The sequence below is a fragment of the Corynebacterium sp. TUM25020 genome (genome assembly GCF_056388495.1).
Genome location: NZ_JBWJFG010000004.1, coordinates 26,111 through 41,746 on the forward strand (window position 1 = coordinate 26,111; position 15,636 = coordinate 41,746).

The 15,636-nt window shown below is 58.0% G+C and carries 14 protein-coding genes; 10 read left to right on the top strand and 4 right to left on the bottom strand.

Features of this window, described 5'->3' with window-relative positions; translation table 11 throughout:
* Positions 1-28 precede the first annotated feature (28 nt).
* The 5 genes from AC05K6_RS06040 to AC05K6_RS06060 all read left to right on the top strand — a co-directional run bounded on the left by AC05K6_RS06040 (position 29) and on the right by AC05K6_RS06060 (position 6,135).
* Positions 29-487, top strand: a complete 459-nt coding sequence (locus AC05K6_RS06040; protein WP_476728049.1) for a hypothetical protein — start codon at positions 29-31, stop codon at positions 485-487.
* A 225-nt stretch (positions 488-712) separates the two neighbouring features.
* On the top strand, positions 713-2,209 hold the full coding sequence (locus tag AC05K6_RS06045; protein WP_476728050.1) for an AAA family ATPase: 1,497 nt from the start codon (positions 713-715) through the stop codon (positions 2,207-2,209).
* Positions 2,206-2,685: a hypothetical protein gene (locus tag AC05K6_RS06050; RefSeq protein ID WP_476728051.1), complete on the top strand. Its 480-nt coding sequence runs from the start codon at positions 2,206-2,208 to the stop codon at positions 2,683-2,685. Before AC05K6_RS06045 ends, AC05K6_RS06050 begins: the two co-directional genes overlap by 4 nt.
* Positions 2,669-3,454, top strand: a complete 786-nt coding sequence (locus AC05K6_RS06055; protein ID WP_476728052.1) for a hypothetical protein — start codon at positions 2,669-2,671, stop codon at positions 3,452-3,454. The genes AC05K6_RS06050 and AC05K6_RS06055 overlap by 17 nt, the downstream gene beginning before the upstream one ends.
* A gap of 566 nt (positions 3,455-4,020) precedes the next feature.
* Positions 4,021-6,135 (top strand): restriction endonuclease, encoded by a 2,115-nt coding sequence (locus AC05K6_RS06060; protein WP_448307246.1) that lies wholly within the window; start codon positions 4,021-4,023, stop codon positions 6,133-6,135.
* A gap of 84 nt (positions 6,136-6,219) precedes the next feature.
* On the opposite strand, the gene AC05K6_RS06065 is transcribed toward AC05K6_RS06060, so the two are convergent.
* Entirely contained in the window at positions 6,220-6,897 is a 678-nt protein-coding gene (locus AC05K6_RS06065) for a nitroreductase (RefSeq protein WP_476728053.1), read from the bottom strand.
* Between the two features lie 191 nt (positions 6,898-7,088).
* Between AC05K6_RS06065 and AC05K6_RS06070 the strand changes: the two genes are divergently transcribed.
* From AC05K6_RS06070 to AC05K6_RS06085, 4 genes are read left to right on the top strand one after another with little or no spacing between them, the layout of a single operon-like run.
* A complete protein-coding gene (locus AC05K6_RS06070) occupies positions 7,089-7,817 on the top strand; it encodes an amino acid ABC transporter ATP-binding protein (protein WP_476728161.1) in 729 nt (242 codons plus the stop codon).
* A 20-nt stretch (positions 7,818-7,837) separates the two neighbouring features.
* Positions 7,838-8,734 (top strand): glutamate ABC transporter substrate-binding protein, encoded by an 897-nt coding sequence (locus tag AC05K6_RS06075; RefSeq protein WP_476728054.1) that lies wholly within the window; start codon positions 7,838-7,840, stop codon positions 8,732-8,734.
* Between the two features lie 17 nt (positions 8,735-8,751).
* Positions 8,752-9,438 (top strand): amino acid ABC transporter permease, encoded by a 687-nt coding sequence (locus AC05K6_RS06080; RefSeq protein ID WP_293791814.1) that lies wholly within the window; start codon positions 8,752-8,754, stop codon positions 9,436-9,438.
* Positions 9,438-10,376 carry an amino acid ABC transporter permease gene (locus AC05K6_RS06085; protein WP_476728055.1) on the top strand — a complete coding sequence of 313 codons (939 nt, stop codon included), beginning with the start codon at positions 9,438-9,440 and terminating at the stop codon, positions 10,374-10,376. The genes AC05K6_RS06080 and AC05K6_RS06085 overlap by 1 nt, the downstream gene beginning before the upstream one ends.
* Before the next feature lie 4 nt (positions 10,377-10,380).
* On the opposite strand, the gene AC05K6_RS06090 is transcribed toward AC05K6_RS06085, so the two are convergent.
* Both AC05K6_RS06090 and AC05K6_RS06095 read right to left on the bottom strand, forming a co-directional pair.
* Positions 10,381-11,253 carry a serine hydrolase domain-containing protein gene (locus AC05K6_RS06090; RefSeq protein ID WP_476728056.1) on the bottom strand — a complete coding sequence of 291 codons (873 nt, stop codon included), beginning with the start codon at positions 11,251-11,253 and terminating at the stop codon, positions 10,381-10,383.
* Positions 11,250-11,606, bottom strand: coding sequence for an acyl carrier protein (locus AC05K6_RS06095; RefSeq protein ID WP_476728057.1), 357 nt, complete (start codon positions 11,604-11,606; stop codon positions 11,250-11,252). Before AC05K6_RS06095 ends, AC05K6_RS06090 begins: the two co-directional genes overlap by 4 nt.
* 171 nt (positions 11,607-11,777) lie before the next feature.
* Between AC05K6_RS06095 and AC05K6_RS06100 the strand changes: the two genes are divergently transcribed.
* Positions 11,778-12,791, top strand: a complete 1,014-nt coding sequence (locus AC05K6_RS06100) for an alpha/beta fold hydrolase (RefSeq protein WP_476728058.1) — start codon at positions 11,778-11,780, stop codon at positions 12,789-12,791.
* Here the strand turns inward: AC05K6_RS06100 and aceE are convergent.
* A complete protein-coding gene (gene aceE, locus AC05K6_RS06105) occupies positions 12,788-15,544 on the bottom strand; it encodes a pyruvate dehydrogenase (acetyl-transferring), homodimeric type (RefSeq protein WP_476728059.1) in 2,757 nt (918 codons plus the stop codon). The genes AC05K6_RS06100 and aceE overlap by 4 nt on opposite strands.
* Positions 15,545-15,636: the final 92 nt, after the last annotated feature.

The window sequence follows — 15,636 nt, forward strand, 5'->3', positions numbered from 1 at the left end:
CAATGAAATAGCCGCCCTCCGGCACCTAATGGCGTGGAAAGCGAAAACCGTTCTACGCCATGTTGAAGAAACCGGGCTGGAACCCGCCGACTTCCATAGTGAACAACGTCGCCACATTTTCCGCACCATTTTCGCCACGGCACAAAAATTCCGCGATAAAGGCGAAGAAAACGTGCAGGTAGCGCCCGTGGAAGTGCTGAACACGCTCAAAACCAACGGTGACTATGACCGGGCTACACAAGACGCTCTAGAAAAGGCGGTGACGGGCGACCAGTTCTCCGGTTCGATTGATAACCCGTATGTGTTCGCTGAACGTGTGAAAGCGCTCAAAGAAGACCGTATGTGGCGCGGGGCTACGCAGACCGGCAGGGCGCTCATTGCCATAGCGCAGATACGCGACACGAAACAGTTGCCGGAAGCTCTGGACCTTATGCGGTTCCTAGCAAGCCTCATTGAGGGTGTGCAGGGCGGTGATGCGGTTGCGTAACCCGGCAATAAAAGAACCCGCCGTAGCGCTCACCGGAAAAAGAGCAACTACGACGGGACCAACCAACCACACGGCGACAGAACACGGTGTGTTGGTTTCTATCCTAGCACCATTTGAGAAACCCATAGTAGATAACCCCCCACAATGTAACCCGCTCGTGGAAGGGGGTGGCATAAATTGACGGGCAACAACCCACGAAAAGTAACGCTAGAACCGTTCTCCCAAGTGAAAACGGAAAAGCTGGAATGGCTTATGCCTAACTGGATACCGAAAAAATCACTAACCCTACTAGCCGGGCGTGAAGGGCTAGGTAAATCCACTATCGCCTGTCTTATCGCCGCTGATGCGTCTACAGGGAAACTAACCGGCAAACCAATGAACGTAGCGTACTTAGCTACAGAGGATTCACTTTCGCTAACAGTCGCGCCACGCCTTAAAGCAGCAGGGGCGGACATGGAAAAGGTTTTCTCTTTCAAAGTGACAACGCTGGAAGGGGTAACCGGGGCGTTATCCCTACCCGGCGACATTCAGGCTCTCGAAGAGGCGCTAGTAGAGAAGAATGTGGGGCTTGTGATCCTGGATGCCGCTAAATCCGCTATGCATGGAAGCCTTAACGGCTTTAGAGATGATGACGTTCGCCGGTTCTTAGACCCCCTGGCAGCAATGTGTGACCGCTGTGACCTATCCGTCATTGGCTTAGTGCATTTCGGTAAACAGCAATCCGCCGATTCGGGGAAGCTGATTCTAGGTTCTATCGCCTGGTCTCAAGTTGCCCGTTCTGTGTTGTCTGTCGCGCAGGATATGGACAGTGGCGGGTTGGTGGTTACGAACACGAAGAGCAACCTTGCATCCCGGCAGGTATCGCGGGAGGTTCACTTAGAGTCTGTGTCTATCCGCACCGATGACGGGGGAACTACCGAAGTTGGCCGGGCGGTGTTGGGCGCTGAGACGAATGTTTCCGCCGCTGACCTGTTGGCCGTTGCGGAAGAGCATGGGGGACGGCGCACAGAGGCCGAAGAGTGGTTGTGGAGCTATCTAGCCAACAACGGCGCTACACCCCGCAAAGACGTTTTGGAAGCCGCTAAGGAAGCGGGTTTTAAGTCTGAGAGAACGATAGAACGCGCGTTTAAGAAGATGGGCGGCGTGTCCGAGAGGGAGGGTTTCCCACCCGTGGCTACGTGGTCGTTGCCGGGGGACAGTACCGTCACCGCATCCCCTTATACGTGTGAGAGTGACGGAATTGACGGAATTGGGCGCGACCTGGGAAAACGTAATGACGGAAATGGGCAGATTTTACAGTTCCGTCACGAAAAAAAGAATGACGGAAATGGTGACGGCATTGGTGCGCAACCGGGGCTAGAGCCGGAAACCCGTTCAATACTTGATTCTCTTAGTGAAACCCACCGGCTTAGTTTCAGTGTGGTGAGGGGGAGTCTTCCGAAGGGGATTCTTGAAGACCTAGCGGACGGTAGCCGGTCTGCCGAAGATCAAGAGGAGGCTTTGCGCGAGCGACTACAGCATTTGGAGGAGCGGGGACTTGTGGAACGGGAGGGGGAGAAGTTCTTTAAGTCGCGGGCGGTAACAAGCGCCGCGGCGCACCCTAACCCGTCCGGTTCGTCCGGTTCACCAACACCCCCTAAGCAACCGGCCAACAACACCTACTACGGAATCCTCGACTACGACGACCTCGAAAACTTCCCCGAACGAGAGAACACCCCATGACCCGCAAACAAGACCTAGCCCGAAACACCCCGGCCCGCATCGAAGCACGGGAGAAAGCAACCCACGCGGTGACACTCCGAACCCACGGACTCACATGGGCCGAAGTAGCCCACCGCGCCGGATACCCCACCCCGGACGCCGCCCGCGTAGCCGTAAACCGCACCCTAGACCGCGTCGAATCCGACGCAGTAGAACACTTCCGGGCCGAAGAAGATGCACACCTGCTCATGCTCCGCCGGGCGGCACTCCCCGCAGCTCTCGACGGAGACCCGCAGTCACTCGCCGTTCTGCTGCGCATCTCGGAATCCCGGCGGAAACTACACGGGGCCGACATACCCGCTAACTACAGCGTGGGCATAAGCCAAGAAGAAAACGCACTCGCTGAACAGTTGGCGAACGCACTCAACGAGAAATACGCCCGCGAACAGAAAACCGCGGAACACTGGAAGGAAGAAAAAGATGACTACAACAACTGAACTAAAAACCCTTGTGCGAGAAGCCGCCTACTACGGCATCACACTCCGCGCATCCGCCGATCCTAACGACGGAACGCCCGAATACATTGTGGACGGCCCTATCCACGCCCCGGTGCTGTTTTCATCCGCCGATGATGCCGCTACGGAACTCACCAACCGCATCACATCTATTAATGATGCTGCGGATGCGGCTATGCTCCGGGCTGAACAATGGGCCGACGTGCGCGCTACCGCCGCTGATGATGTGGAAGCATGGCGAACCCTCGCCACAAGCATTAATGAGGCACTACCAGCGGGATGTGACATCCCAACACCGGACGTTATGGACCTGTATGGGGTATCTGGTTGGGGCACCATCACTTCCGCCGTTGCGCGTGCTCTCGCTGAATGGACCGCCGCTAACCGGGACCGGACGGCCCGCACACACCTCGAAGACGCCCTGAAGGCTGAAGGTTCGGAGCTTATCGACGCCCCGGACCAGGTATCGCACCGGCTGGACTATTGGGAAGCTGTAGTGGAGCTATGGCGGCCCGTGCAGATTGTTCGGGAGCCGGGGGACCGTCTCACTCTCCGCCGGGGGCGGGTGCTTGTTGATACGGATACGCGCCGGAATATTGCGTGGCGGCATTTCGGGGTGGTTACTCCGGTGGGTAAAGATGTGGTGGATGCTGCGGTGGAACAGATTGATTGGGCGCGGGGTGTTGTCGCTGATGTTGCGGAACGGCATCGTCGTGAGGCGGACCGGTTGGCGGGGAAGATGCGGTTGTAGGTGCCGGTTCGTCATGGGGTTGTTCGATTCGTGGTTGTGTGTTCGTGGGCCGTAGGATGGGTGGTGGTTATTGGGGTGTGGCGGGGTTTCTAGGGGGGCTATTTCCCACGTATTTCCCACGGGGGCGGGTTTTGTAGGGTGTGAATGTGGTTTGACCTGCGGTTTTGCGGTGTTGTGTTCGAGCCCCGCTGGCCCCACAAGATCGCATAAAAAGGGCATGCCGGAAGGGGTGCCCTGTTCGTCTGGCAGGAATGCTTGCTGCCTGGCTCTTTTCAGGTGATGTCTAATGACGCCGTCACTCCAACAAATGTCACCCTCAAAGTCGTGGCAAGGTTCGGAGTGCAACGGTGCACATTCACGAGGGCGGCCACTTCGACCCGTACGTGGAGCCGCTGTTCTCGGAGATTATTGAGGAGTAGCTGGCGTTCCTGCGAAGAGAGGTTCCGGCGGGCTGAGCTGAAGTGGGAGGAGAGGCCTAGCTGCTCCCCAGTAAGATCGTTGATTGTTTACAGCATCGTATCTAAAATGCAAAGAAATCATTAAATGAGTTAAGCGGTGAAACCGTTATGAGCAATAATAAAGAATTCGGTTTTATCATTCGGAGAATGAAAGATTTTAAAGTGGAATATTGGTCAGTTGAACCTCTCCCTTGGGCTTCTCGAAGTTCAGCCATGCCGTATTTGCCTGGCGGTGGGAATAATCAACTTAACTCCCTGCGAGTGCTGCTGACGACAATTGATGAATGCGCTGGTCTCGATACTGAGCTTGTGAAATTCGATGATGGCGTAGCTAGAACAATCAAAGATGCCGTTAAGCAGGTTTCTCCAGCAGGATTAGTTGACCGAGTGGATAAAGGGCATGTGGCCGTGAGCCGTGAAGCTGATCAGTGGCTTCATACTAACGATCCTTTCGTCCTTATAGCGCTATTCCACCGAAGAATGCGCTTTATCGGCGAACTATTGAGAGAGTTAGCTGACGGAGCTAAAACATCTGAAGAACTTCGCTTGGTAGCTTCGCAGAAGTACGATCTTCCTTGGCAAACAACGGATCAAGTCCTTCGACGGCTAATGTGGTTTTCCTCGTTGGGGGTCACAGAGTTTTACACCAATACAAGTTACGGACTGACTTCTCTTGGTGAGGATGTTCAGAAGCATTTGGTTTTAGGTTTCCCACCAAGGAGGATCGATGAGGGTAAGTCTGCAGAAGATGTGGATTTACCTGCAATCCCGGAATCAATTCTTGAAGTGCTCGAATCTTTGAATGATGCGAAACTATCGGAGCGCCGTGCCTCGCTCGGTTATATACCTCGAGGCGGAGGGGGGATGGATGCGGTTCAAGCATTGCTAAACCTGGTCAATGCTAGTTCGCCGGAAATCAGTAGAGATGATTTGTTTACATTTGCTCAAAACGAATTTCGCGTGTCAGCTAGTTCTTTTAGTGCTAGTTTAACAACATTAACAGCAGCAGGATTGATTGAGCAATGCGGATATAATCGCTTTGAGCCGACCTTGATAGGAAAATCCTGGTTGGAATCCCCTACAGCTTTCAACCTTGCGCTGATCCTGCACACCCACTTTCTTTTTGTGCTGGAGATAATTCCACTCCTTGGAGAGTACTCAAGGGCTCCAGAGCTCGCGCGCGCAGCTGTAGAGCATTATGGGTTTCAACGCGAAGATGTAGGAGGAGTTAGAACAAGACTTCAAATCCTCTCTGCCGCTGGACTTATTTTTGAGCATTCAAATTGGCGGTACAAGCCAACTTCCCTAGGTCAAAAGGTTGCATCAGTTTTTAGCTTGCAGCAGACGGAAGAGTCCTTCGCGGAGGCCTCACGCGAAGAGCCGTGTAATGAAATCAGTGGCAGGAGAGTCTTGGGGTTAGCCGAGAAGCTTATTTATGATTTGAAGGAGAGTGCGACTGATTCAGCTCATCCTGATCGCCTAGAGATGGCTGTTGCAGAGGTGTTCTCGGCACTAGGCTTTGAAACGCGTCACATTGGTGGAAGTGGCCAAACTGACGTTCTGGCGACTCTTGATGATCAAGATGGGGAGATCAAGCAGGTTGCTATCGATACAAAAGCTGCTTCAAGTGGAAAGGTTTTAGAGAATGCAATCTCGTTTGACACTCTGCGTGAACACAAACAGAAGCATAATGCGGATTTTGTAGTCGTTGTAGGGCCCAATTTTGAAGCTGGTCGGATCCAGTCCCGTGCTCGTGAGCACGGGGTACGATTACTGACAACAAATGAGTTGGCTCATATCCTGCAGCGATATAGTGAATGCCCAATATCTACTTCTGTGTTCATTGATCTTGTTACTCCAGGTGACGAATCGGCACGGCGGTTAGAGGCGCGTTGGGGTCAAAGCGAAAGACAGCTCGCGTTGATAGGGCATATTGTCGGGGCTTTGGCAGGGGAAGCTCGGGAAAAGGATGTGGTAACGGGTGGCGCACTATCTGCATCCGATATCTATTTGAAGTTGCGCGACGAAGTGGAATCTAAACCTTCTATTTCGGAGATTAAATCAGCGTTAGACTTTTTGTCGCATCCGTTCATTGAAAGTGTTGAAAAGAGGGTGGTTGGCAAGAGAGAGGATAGGTATTTCTTGATTGATACACCAAGGGTTTTGACCAAGAAACTGAACAGTTTGGTTAAATCGATTTCTCTTGTTGACTTAGAAGAATAGCCATCAATTTTTCCTTAGAAAAAGGCATACAAGATGCATTTGCGTACGTGGGGGGATTTGTGGCCCCAATCCCGGGCTAACCCCCTAAACCCCCAACCCCTCAATCCCGTGCACCGTCACGGTCTCGGAGAGTGCCACGCGGCCCGGATCCGTCTTGAACACCGGGCTGGATTCATCCGCACGGCCGAAGGTTAGTGCCGTCACCAGCTTGTACTCCTCATCCACGTCCAGGAACTCGCGCACCGTCGGCGCCAGCAGGGAGATCATGCCCTGGGGCACCCCGTGGTATCCGTGGGCAGTCAGGGACAGCAGGAAGTTCTCCGCGTACGTTCCCTGGTCAAACGCTGCGCGAATACGGTCGCCCATCGGCGGAATAAACATCAAAGCCGAGTACGGCGCACCAAAGAAACGCAGATTCTCGCGGACGAACTCCGTGCGCGCCTCCTTATCCTCACGCGCAATGCCCAGCAGCCCGTACATTTTCGCCGCCAGCTCCTGCGAACGCTGCAGATGCACCCCCTGGCCGTAATCAATAGTGAAGTCAGGGGTCAGGCCATTGGTGTCGAACTCCTCAATCAAGGCAGTACTTAGGTCCTTCAACTTCTGGCCACCAATCACGTGGACATTCCACGGCTGTGTGTTGGAGTTCGAGGGCGCGGATTGGGCGTCAAGAAGAATCTCCTTGATGTCCGCCATCGGGATAGGGTCCGGCAGGAACGCGCGAGGGGAGTGACGGTTACGTATAAATTCAGAAAAATTCATGACCGCCACCGTACGCCTCCCCGCTTCATTGAGTAGCGACCCCGCCGACTTTCATCCGGCATCGTCCCCGCTTGAAGAGCTAAAACGCCACACAATGCCGAACAAGGGTGAGCCATCTTCCTTTGATTACTTAAAAGTGATGCGCATTACTTAATATGTCTTTTATGTCTACACCCACTGTTTCTAAGCCAATGATTGAACTCAAAGGAGTGAACAAGCACTTCGGTGAGTACCACGCCCTTCGAGACATCAACCTCGAAGTAGCGGCAGGTCAGGTTGTCGTGATCCTCGGCCCCTCCGGATCCGGTAAGTCCACGCTTTGCCGCACCATCAACCGCCTCGAGACCATCGACGATGGCGAAATCCGCATCGACGGTGAACTGCTGCCAGAAGAAGGCAAGGACCTGGCCAAGCTCCGCGCAGAAGTTGGCATGGTGTTCCAGCAGTTCAACCTGTTCAGCCACATGACCATCCGGGACAACGTGACGCTGGCTCCCACTAAAGTCCGCAAGATCAGCAAGGAAGCCGCACGCAAGACCGCCGACGAGTTGCTGGATCGCGTGGGCATCGCAGCGCAGGCTGACAAGTACCCGGCACAGCTTTCCGGTGGCCAGCAGCAGCGCGTGGCCATCGCCCGCGCACTGGCCATGGATCCAAAGGTAATGCTCTTCGACGAGCCGACCTCCGCCCTCGACCCAGAGATGATCAACGAGGTCCTGGACGTCATGACCGACCTGGCTAAGGGCGGCATGACCATGGTGGTCGTCACCCACGAGATGAGCTTCGCGCGCCGCGTGGCCGACCGCATCCTGTTCATGGCCGATGGCGCCATCGTCGAGGACACCGACCCAGAGACCTTCTTCACGAACCCGCAATCCGATCGCGCCAAGGACTTCCTGGCGAAGATCGTGAACCACTAGTTCGGGAAGCGAGTTTGCACATGTCTACTTTGAAAAGCGCAATCAAGCGGCTCACGGCTGCTGTGGTTGCCACCACAACCGTGGTGACGCTTGCCGCGTGTGGATCCGGTGGCGCCCGCGACCTACTGGCGGATATCGAATCCGGCCACGTTGTCCTGGGCACCAAATACGACCAACCTAACCTGGGCGAGCGCACCCCCGATAAGCAGTTCGCCGGCCTGGATACCGACGTATCCCGCTACGTCGTGGAATACATCGCAAAGAAGCACGGCTGGGCCACGCCAGAAATCAAGTGGCGCGAAACCCCATCCGCGCAGCGCGAGACCCTCATCAACAACGGTGAGGTCAACATGATCACCGCGACCTACTCCATCAACAAGGGCCGTCTCAAGGCCGTCGACTTCGCAGGCCCGTACGTGGTGACCCACCAGGCGCTGCTGGTACGCGAAGACTCCGGCATTAAGGGACTCAAGGACATCGCGCCGGGCACTCGCCTGTGCTCCGTATCCGGCTCCACCCCAGCGCAGAAGGTGAAGGACGCACTGCCAGAAGTGCAGCTTCAGGAGTTCGATACCTACGCCGCCTGCGCCGAAGGGCTTAAGCAGGGCGTGGTGGATGCCACCACGACAGACGCGACCATTCTGGCTGGCTTTGCCCAGCGCTACCAGCAGCGCTATGGCGAAAACTACAGCGTGATCCAGCTCAAGAAGGAAGACGGCAGCTACTGGACCAACGAGCGCTACGGCATCGGCCTGCCCAAGGGCGATGACAAAGCCAAGACTGAGGTCAATGAAGCGCTGAACGAAATGCACGATTCCGGCGAGTTCCAAAAGATCGTCGCCAAGAACCTGGGCGACAACGTGGATCTCGGCGAGAAGCCGGAGATCGGCGACCTGTCGTTCGTCGATAAGAAGTAGGGAAGGAGGAACGCACTATGAATCCCGAACTATGGTCCGAGATGAAGCCCGAACTGCTACCGGCATTCTGGGTAACCATCAAGTTGACGTTCTTCTCTGCGGTGGGATCAATGATCTTCGGAATCATCCTCACTGCAATGCGCGTGAGCCCCGTGGCCATCCTGCGCAACCTGTCCGCGTGGTATATCAACATCGTTCGAAATACCCCGCTGACGTTGATCATTTTGCTGGCTTCCATGGGCCTGTACTACAACCTTGGCCTGCTGCTGGCGGTGGAGAACGATTCCTTCATCGAAAAGCAGAACTTCCGGCTTGCGGTCCTGGCCTTCGTGGCCTACACCTCCTGCTTCGTGGCCGAGTCACTACGCTCCGGCATTAATACCGTGCCCTTCGGCCAGGCCGAAGCCGCCCGTTCCCTGGGCCTTAGCTTTGGCCAGAACTTCCGCCACGTGATCTTCCCACAGGCTCTGCGCGGCGCGATCGTGCCGCTGGGCAACACTCTGATCGCGTTGACGAAGAACACCACCATCGCATCCGTGATTGGTGTGGCCGAGGCCTCCCTGTTGATGAAGACCCTGACGGAGGACTACGCCAGCGACATCCTGGTGATCTTCGGAGTCATCGCAATTGGGTTTATTATCTTGACGCTCCCCACCGGTTTGTTCTTCGGTTGGGCAGGTAAGCGATGGGCGGTGAAGCGCTAATGTCTGTACGCGCAACTGTTTTGTATGACGCCCCAGGCCCCAAGGGCCGCAGGCTCAACTCAATCCTGACCGTTATTACGGTCGTAGTAGTCGCGGCGATCCTGGTTCTAGTTGGCTTGAAGCTCAACGAGAAGGGCCAGTTCGAATCCGCAAAGTGGTCCTTCTTCCTGGAAGGATCAACCTGGACGACGTACATCATCCCCGGTTTGATCTCCACCATCGGCGCGGCCGCGGCCTCCATCGTCCTGGCCATTGTCATCGGCGCCCTGCTGGGCGTGGGGCGCCTATCCATGGCCGCCCCGGTCCGCTGGATCTGTGGCATCATCGTGGAATTCTTCCGCTCCATCCCGGTGCTGGTGCTGATGCTTTTCGCCTACGCCGTATTCTCCCTGCTGCAGCTGGTGCCTTCTAACTGGCTAGGCTTCACGGCAGTTGTGTTCGGCCTGACGATGTACAACGGCTCCGTGATCGCAGAGACCCTGCGCTCCGGTATCGAATCGCTACCGCGCGGCCAGCGCGAAGCCGCTATCGCTTTGGGCTTGAGCCACCGCCAGTCCATCTTCCTGATCCTGCTGCCACAGGCCGTGGCAGCTATGTTGCCTGCGATCATCTCCCAGATGGTCATTGCGCTAAAGGACTCCGCGCTGGGCTACATGATCGGCTTCGTGGAGGTTGTCCGCTCCGGCCGCCAGCTGGGTGAGTACTACGGTGCGATGATCCCGGCGCTGATGCTGATTGCTGTAATCATGATCCTGATCAACATGGGTCTGGCGAAGCTGGCCGAGCGTATCGAATCCCAGCTGCGCTCTGGCCGTGCACGCCGCAACATTGTTGCAAAGGTGCCGCACGAGAAGGAACAGGGTATCGAGACGAAGGACAATGCCTACGTGGACTGGCACGCAGAGGGCCACAAGGATCTGCGTACCACCTTCGAGTAGTGGTCTAACCCATGGCCTCCCACAGTCGCTGGTTGAAACCATCCCAGCGCTGCTTGGCCCAGTCGCCGAAGTCCTCATCCGTGAGGACGACGGCGGCTTTCTTTGTTTCCGGGTGGAACCATAAGAATGTCCCTGACTGGCCGAAGTGCCCCGCTACCGCCACGGGCATCTTTTCGCCCAACCAGTGCGGCGACTTTTCACCGTGCAGTTCAAAGCCCAGTCCCCACGGGCAGGGCTTCTGCATTCCATAGCCGGGGACTACTCCGGAAAGCTCCGGCCACTGCGGTTCCAGCGCCTCGGGCAGGGTGGTAGGAGCCAACACTGTGGGCGTCAAAAATTCCGCACACAGCGCCGACAGAGCGTCAACCGAGGCGGAAAAACCGTGCCCCGCGCTGCCCTCGACCGTGACCTTAATCCCCAACGGTGCGCACACGCCCTCGGCCACGTAGTCCGCGAAAGGCATGTCGGCTTCCGCGGCGATGAAGTCCGCCAGCACTTCGTAGCCTGCCGAAGAGTAGATCCTCCGAGCACCGCGCGGCTTTTCCGGGGAGCGGCCGCGGAAACCAATGCCACTCGTGTGCGCCAGCAACTCGCGCACCGTCGGCAGGTCGTCGAACTCGGGCAGCAACTCCGCCGGGACCTGCTGATCCAGCTCGAAGGCGCCTTCCTCCACGGCCAATAGGACGGCATAGGCGGTGATCAGCTTACTTACGCTGGCCAGAGGGAACCGCGCTGCTGTGTCACCATAGGTTGCCGTAGTGCCGTCCCACAGCGCCGCCGCGGCTACGTTGTCTACGGGCCATTCCTGCAGCTCGGCGAGTACGTTCTCCACAGCACTGGCCGTGCCAGCCGCCTCCGCACTCACTTGTCCGCTCACTTGTCCACCAAGCCAACCAGCTCGTCGATGGTCTTCACCCGATTGATGTCCTCGTCCGGCACTTCCACGCCGAACTCCTCTTCCAAGCGCACGGCAATATCCATCAGGGAGAGCGAGTCGATGTTCAGGTCATCGCCCAGGCGCTTCGAGCCTTCCAACTCGTCGCGCTCGATGCCGGTCGCGTCCTCCACGATGTCGAGCACGGTTCCGCGCTTATCTGCTTTATCGGCCTTGCCTGCCTTGCCTGCAGAGTTAGGCTTGCTGTCAGCCTTATTGCCGGCCTCGGCGTTGGCGCTGTCCTGCTTCAACTTCTTCGACAGCGCTGCTGCCAGCTGGTTGTTTTCCTCAGCCATCTTCGTTCCTTCTCCTGCAACTAACGCGACCCGCGCGCTGCGCACTAAGCTACAAAATCTATAGCAACCTATAGCAACCTTTAGCTCGCTATAGCTCGCTTCAGCTCGACCAAGTCGTGCGCGCTTTGGCGTTTGTACACTCATCCTAACAATCTTGCGGAGGTCCTTCCCATGCGTCTTACCACCGCCGTCCGCAACCTCGCCAGCATTGTGCTGCGCGACCCGCCCGCCGTCCCCGGACTGCCACGCGCCCGGTGGATCCACCGCCTCGCCATGGACGACGGCGCCAAGGTCGCGGTCCACGAGGTGCGTTCTTACTCTTTTTCTTATGAGGACGCCCCCTCGTCCGCACCCACCACCCTCATCCTCGTACACGGCTTCAACCTGACGGCCGCCTCCTGGTTTTTCCAGCTGGCCGCGGTGCGCGAGATACCGAACCTGCGCATCCTGTTGCCGGATCTGCGCGGCCACGGCGCCAGCGAAACTACTCCTGGGCCGAATGGCCCGCAGCCCATGCCGGGCTTGGATATTGAACGCACCGCCATCGACTTGGCCGAAACCATCCGCACGCTTGCACCCACGGGCAGGCTGATCCTGGCGGGCCACTCGATGGGTGCGATGACAGTCCTGGGCGTATTGCGTCACCTAAGTAGGGAAGACCGCCAGCGGATCGGTGGCATCGCGCTGGTCAACGGGGCGATTGATACTTTCGCCTCCAAGGGCGTATCGCGGATTCTGCACTCCCCGCTGGTGCGTGCGGTGCGTTGGCTGGGGGCACAGAGCCCCAGCCAATTGGAATGGGCAAAAAGCTTGGTGGAGTGGGCCATCAAGCCCGTTATCGCCGCCTTTATTTACCACGGCTCGTTGGACGACGGCGCCTCCGACGACTTCGATGTGCTGAGTTTCCACGCCAACGAGATCGCCAACACCCCCATGCCCACCCTGCTGGGCTACCTCGACGACCTGACGGAGCATGACGAACTCGCCACCGCTGAGTTGCTTGCTGACATCCCCGGGGAGATTCTGGTCGGCGCGATGGATGACGTCACCCCGCCCAGCCAGAGCCGACGCATCCACGAGCTGTGGCCCCGCGCCGACTTGCACGAATACCCGGAGTCCGGGCACATGCTGCCGGTTGAACGCCCGGAGGATGTCAACCGGGCGCTACTAAACCTGCTGGGCTAGTTGGTTGCGGTCGGGTCGTCGATCTGGAAACGCTCGGCCGCCTCCGCAGCCACAGCGCGATCGATCTTGCCCTCGCGCGCCAATCCCAGCAGTACGCCCACCACGATGGACTCCGCATCCACGTTGAAGTAACGGCGCGCCGCCTCGCGGGTATCCGCAAAGCCGAAGCCATCGGCGCCCAGCACAACGTATTCGCCCGGCACCCACTTGCGTACCTGCTCCGCCACGGTGGTGGCGTAGTCGCTGACGGCCACGAACGGACCTTCCGCAGCCTCCAGCTGCTGAGTGATGAACGCCGTGCGCGGCTCCGCCGACGGATCGCGCAGCTGCTCCAACTCCACGGCCTGGCCATCGCGGGCCAGCTCGTTCCAGCTGGTCACAGAGAACACGTTTGCGTCGACGTCGAACTCCTTCAGCAGTTCCTTCGCCTTCAACGCTGCCGTCATGGCCACGCCAGAGGCCAGAATATTGGCCTGCAGCTCCGCTGAATCCGAGGCGGCGTCATAAAGGTAAATGCCCTTGTGCAGACCCTCCACGTCGAGGTCCTCCGGCTCCGCCGGCTGGTGGATCGGCTCATTGTAGGCCGTGATGTAGTAGATCACGTCCTCGCCGCGGCCATCGTTGCTGTTCTCGCCGTACATGCGCTCGATGCCACGGTGCACGATGTGGGCGATCTCGTAGGCAAACGCCGGGTCGTAGGTCACCACGGCAGGGTTTGTGGACGCCAACACGGGGGAGTTGCCGTCCATATGCTGCAAGCCTTCGCCTGTCAGCGTGGTGCGGCCTGCGGTGGCGCCGATCAGGAATCCGCGAGACATCTGGTCGCCCGCCGCCCAGATTTCATCGCCGACGCGCTGGAAGCCGAACATGGAGTAGAAGATGTACAGCGGGATCATGACCTCGCCGTGCGTGGCGTAGCTGGTGCCCGCGGCAATGAAGGACGCCAGAGAACCGGCCTCCGAAATGCCCTCGTGCAAGATGTGGCCGTCGGTGGCCTCGCGGTAGGAAAGCATCAGGTCGTGATCCACCGGCGTGTAGCTCTGGCCGTGCGGGTTGTAGATCTTCAACGTCGGGAACCAGGAGTCCATGCCGAAAGTACGCGCCTCATCAGGCACGATGGGCACAATGCGCTTCTTCAGCTCATCGTCGCGCATAAGATCCTTGAACACACGGACCAACGCCATGGTGGTGGCGACTTCCTGCTTGCCGGAACCCTTGCGGGCCAGCTTGGCGATGGATAGATCCGGCATCTTCAGCGGGGTGAACTTTTCGCGGCGCTCCGGCAGGAAGCCGCCGAGTTCCTTGCGGCGGTTCACCATGTACTTGATCTCCTCGGCGTCCGGGCCGGGGTGGAAGTACGGCGGCAGGTACGGATCCTTCTCCAGCTCTTCGTCGGAGATCGGAATGTCCTGCTTATCGCGGAAGAGCTTCAGATCGTCCAGCGTGAGCTTCTTCATCTGGTGGGTAGCATTACGGCCCTCGAAGTTGTGGCCCAGGCCGTAGCCCTTAATGGTGTGCGCCAGGATGACGGTCGGCTGATCCTTGGTCTCCAGGGCACGCTTGTAGGCGGCGTAGATCTTGCGGTAGTCGTGGCCGCCGCGGCGCAGGTGCCAGATCTCCTCGTCTGTCATGTCCTCCACCAGCTTGGCGGTGCGCGGATCCTTGTTGAAGAAGTACTCGCGGACGTAAGCGCCGTCGTTGGCCTTGAACGTCTGGAAGTCGCCATCCGGAGTGGTGTTCATGGCGTGAACCAGGGCACCCTCTTCGTCGCGGGCGAACAGCTCGTCCCACTCGCGGCCCCACACGACCTTGATGACATTCCAGCCCGCGCCGCGGAAGAAGCTCTCCAGCTCCTGGATAATCTTCGTGTTACCACGCACCGGGCCGTCCAGGCGCTGCAGGTTGCAGTTGATGACGAACGTGAGGTTATCCAGGTTGTTTAGCGCAGCGGTTTGGATCAGGCCGCGAGACTCCGGCTCATCCATCTCGCCATCGCCGAGGAAAGCCCAGACGTGCTGCTGGGAGGTGTCCTTGATGCCACGGTCATGCAGGTAACGGTTGAAGCGCGCCTGGTAGATGGCATCCATCGGACCCAGACCCATGGAAACGGTTGGGAACTCCCAGAACTCCGGCATGCCGTGCGGGTGCGGGTAGGAGGGGAGGCCATGGCCGGGCTTGGAGGCCTCCTGGCGGAAGGCATCCAGGTCCTCCTCGCTGAGGCGCCCTTCAAGGAAAGCACGGGCGTACATGCCCGGGGAGGCGTGACCCTGGAAGAAAATCTGATCGCCGCCGCCTGGGTGATCCTTGCCGCGGAAAAAGTGGTTCAGGCCGACCTCGTACAGCGGGGCGGCGCCGGCGTAGGTGGAGATGTGGCCACCCACCCCAATACCCGGGCGCTGCGCGCGGTGCACCATGATGGCCGCGTTCCAGCGGATCCAACGGCGGTAGCGCTTTTCGATTTCCTCATCACCGGGGAATTCCGGTTCCTGGGTGGTGGGAATGGTGTTGACGTAGTCGGTGGAAAGCAGCGGAGGAAGGGGGACTCGCTTGGCAGTTGCACGCTCGAGCAGGCGCAACATCAGGTAGCGACCACGATCGGGGCCTGCGGATTCCAGCAGCCCGTCCAGGGAATCCATCCATTCCTGGGTTTCCTCCGGGTCGGAGTCGGCCAGGTACGAGGCCACTCCATCGCGGATTAAAGCAAAGTTGCTGGAATCGTAAGCGCTATTGTTTTCTTCTGCCGAAGCGGACATGTGTTTCGTCCTCCTAGGTTCCATGGGTTACGGGCGCTTGAGGGTAAGCCCCTTGTGTTTCCCACACTACGTCAAAGTCCCGTTAGAAAACC

Excerpts from the sequence above, each read along its gene's own strand:
- AC05K6_RS06040 (WP_476728049.1), top strand. The coding sequence starts at position 29 with ATGGCGTGGAAAGCGAAAACCGTTCTACGCCATGTTGAAGAAACCGGG.
- AC05K6_RS06050 (WP_476728051.1), top strand. The coding sequence starts at position 2,206 with ATGACCCGCAAACAAGACCTAGCCCGAAACACCCCGGCCCGCATCGAA.
- AC05K6_RS06055 (WP_476728052.1), top strand. The coding sequence starts at position 2,669 with ATGACTACAACAACTGAACTAAAAACCCTTGTGCGAGAAGCCGCCTAC.
- AC05K6_RS06060 (WP_448307246.1), top strand. The coding sequence starts at position 4,021 with ATGAGCAATAATAAAGAATTCGGTTTTATCATTCGGAGAATGAAAGAT.
- AC05K6_RS06065 (WP_476728053.1), bottom strand. The coding sequence starts at position 6,897 with ATGAATTTTTCTGAATTTATACGTAACCGTCACTCCCCTCGCGCGTTC.
- AC05K6_RS06070 (WP_476728161.1), top strand. The coding sequence starts at position 7,089 with ATGATTGAACTCAAAGGAGTGAACAAGCACTTCGGTGAGTACCACGCC.
- AC05K6_RS06075 (WP_476728054.1), top strand. The coding sequence starts at position 7,838 with ATGTCTACTTTGAAAAGCGCAATCAAGCGGCTCACGGCTGCTGTGGTT.
- AC05K6_RS06080 (WP_293791814.1), top strand. The coding sequence starts at position 8,752 with ATGAATCCCGAACTATGGTCCGAGATGAAGCCCGAACTGCTACCGGCA.
- AC05K6_RS06085 (WP_476728055.1), top strand. The coding sequence starts at position 9,438 with ATGTCTGTACGCGCAACTGTTTTGTATGACGCCCCAGGCCCCAAGGGC.
- AC05K6_RS06095 (WP_476728057.1), bottom strand. The coding sequence starts at position 11,606 with ATGGCTGAGGAAAACAACCAGCTGGCAGCAGCGCTGTCGAAGAAGTTG.
- AC05K6_RS06100 (WP_476728058.1), top strand. The coding sequence starts at position 11,778 with ATGCGTCTTACCACCGCCGTCCGCAACCTCGCCAGCATTGTGCTGCGC.
- aceE (WP_476728059.1), bottom strand. The coding sequence starts at position 15,544 with ATGTCCGCTTCGGCAGAAGAAAACAATAGCGCTTACGATTCCAGCAAC.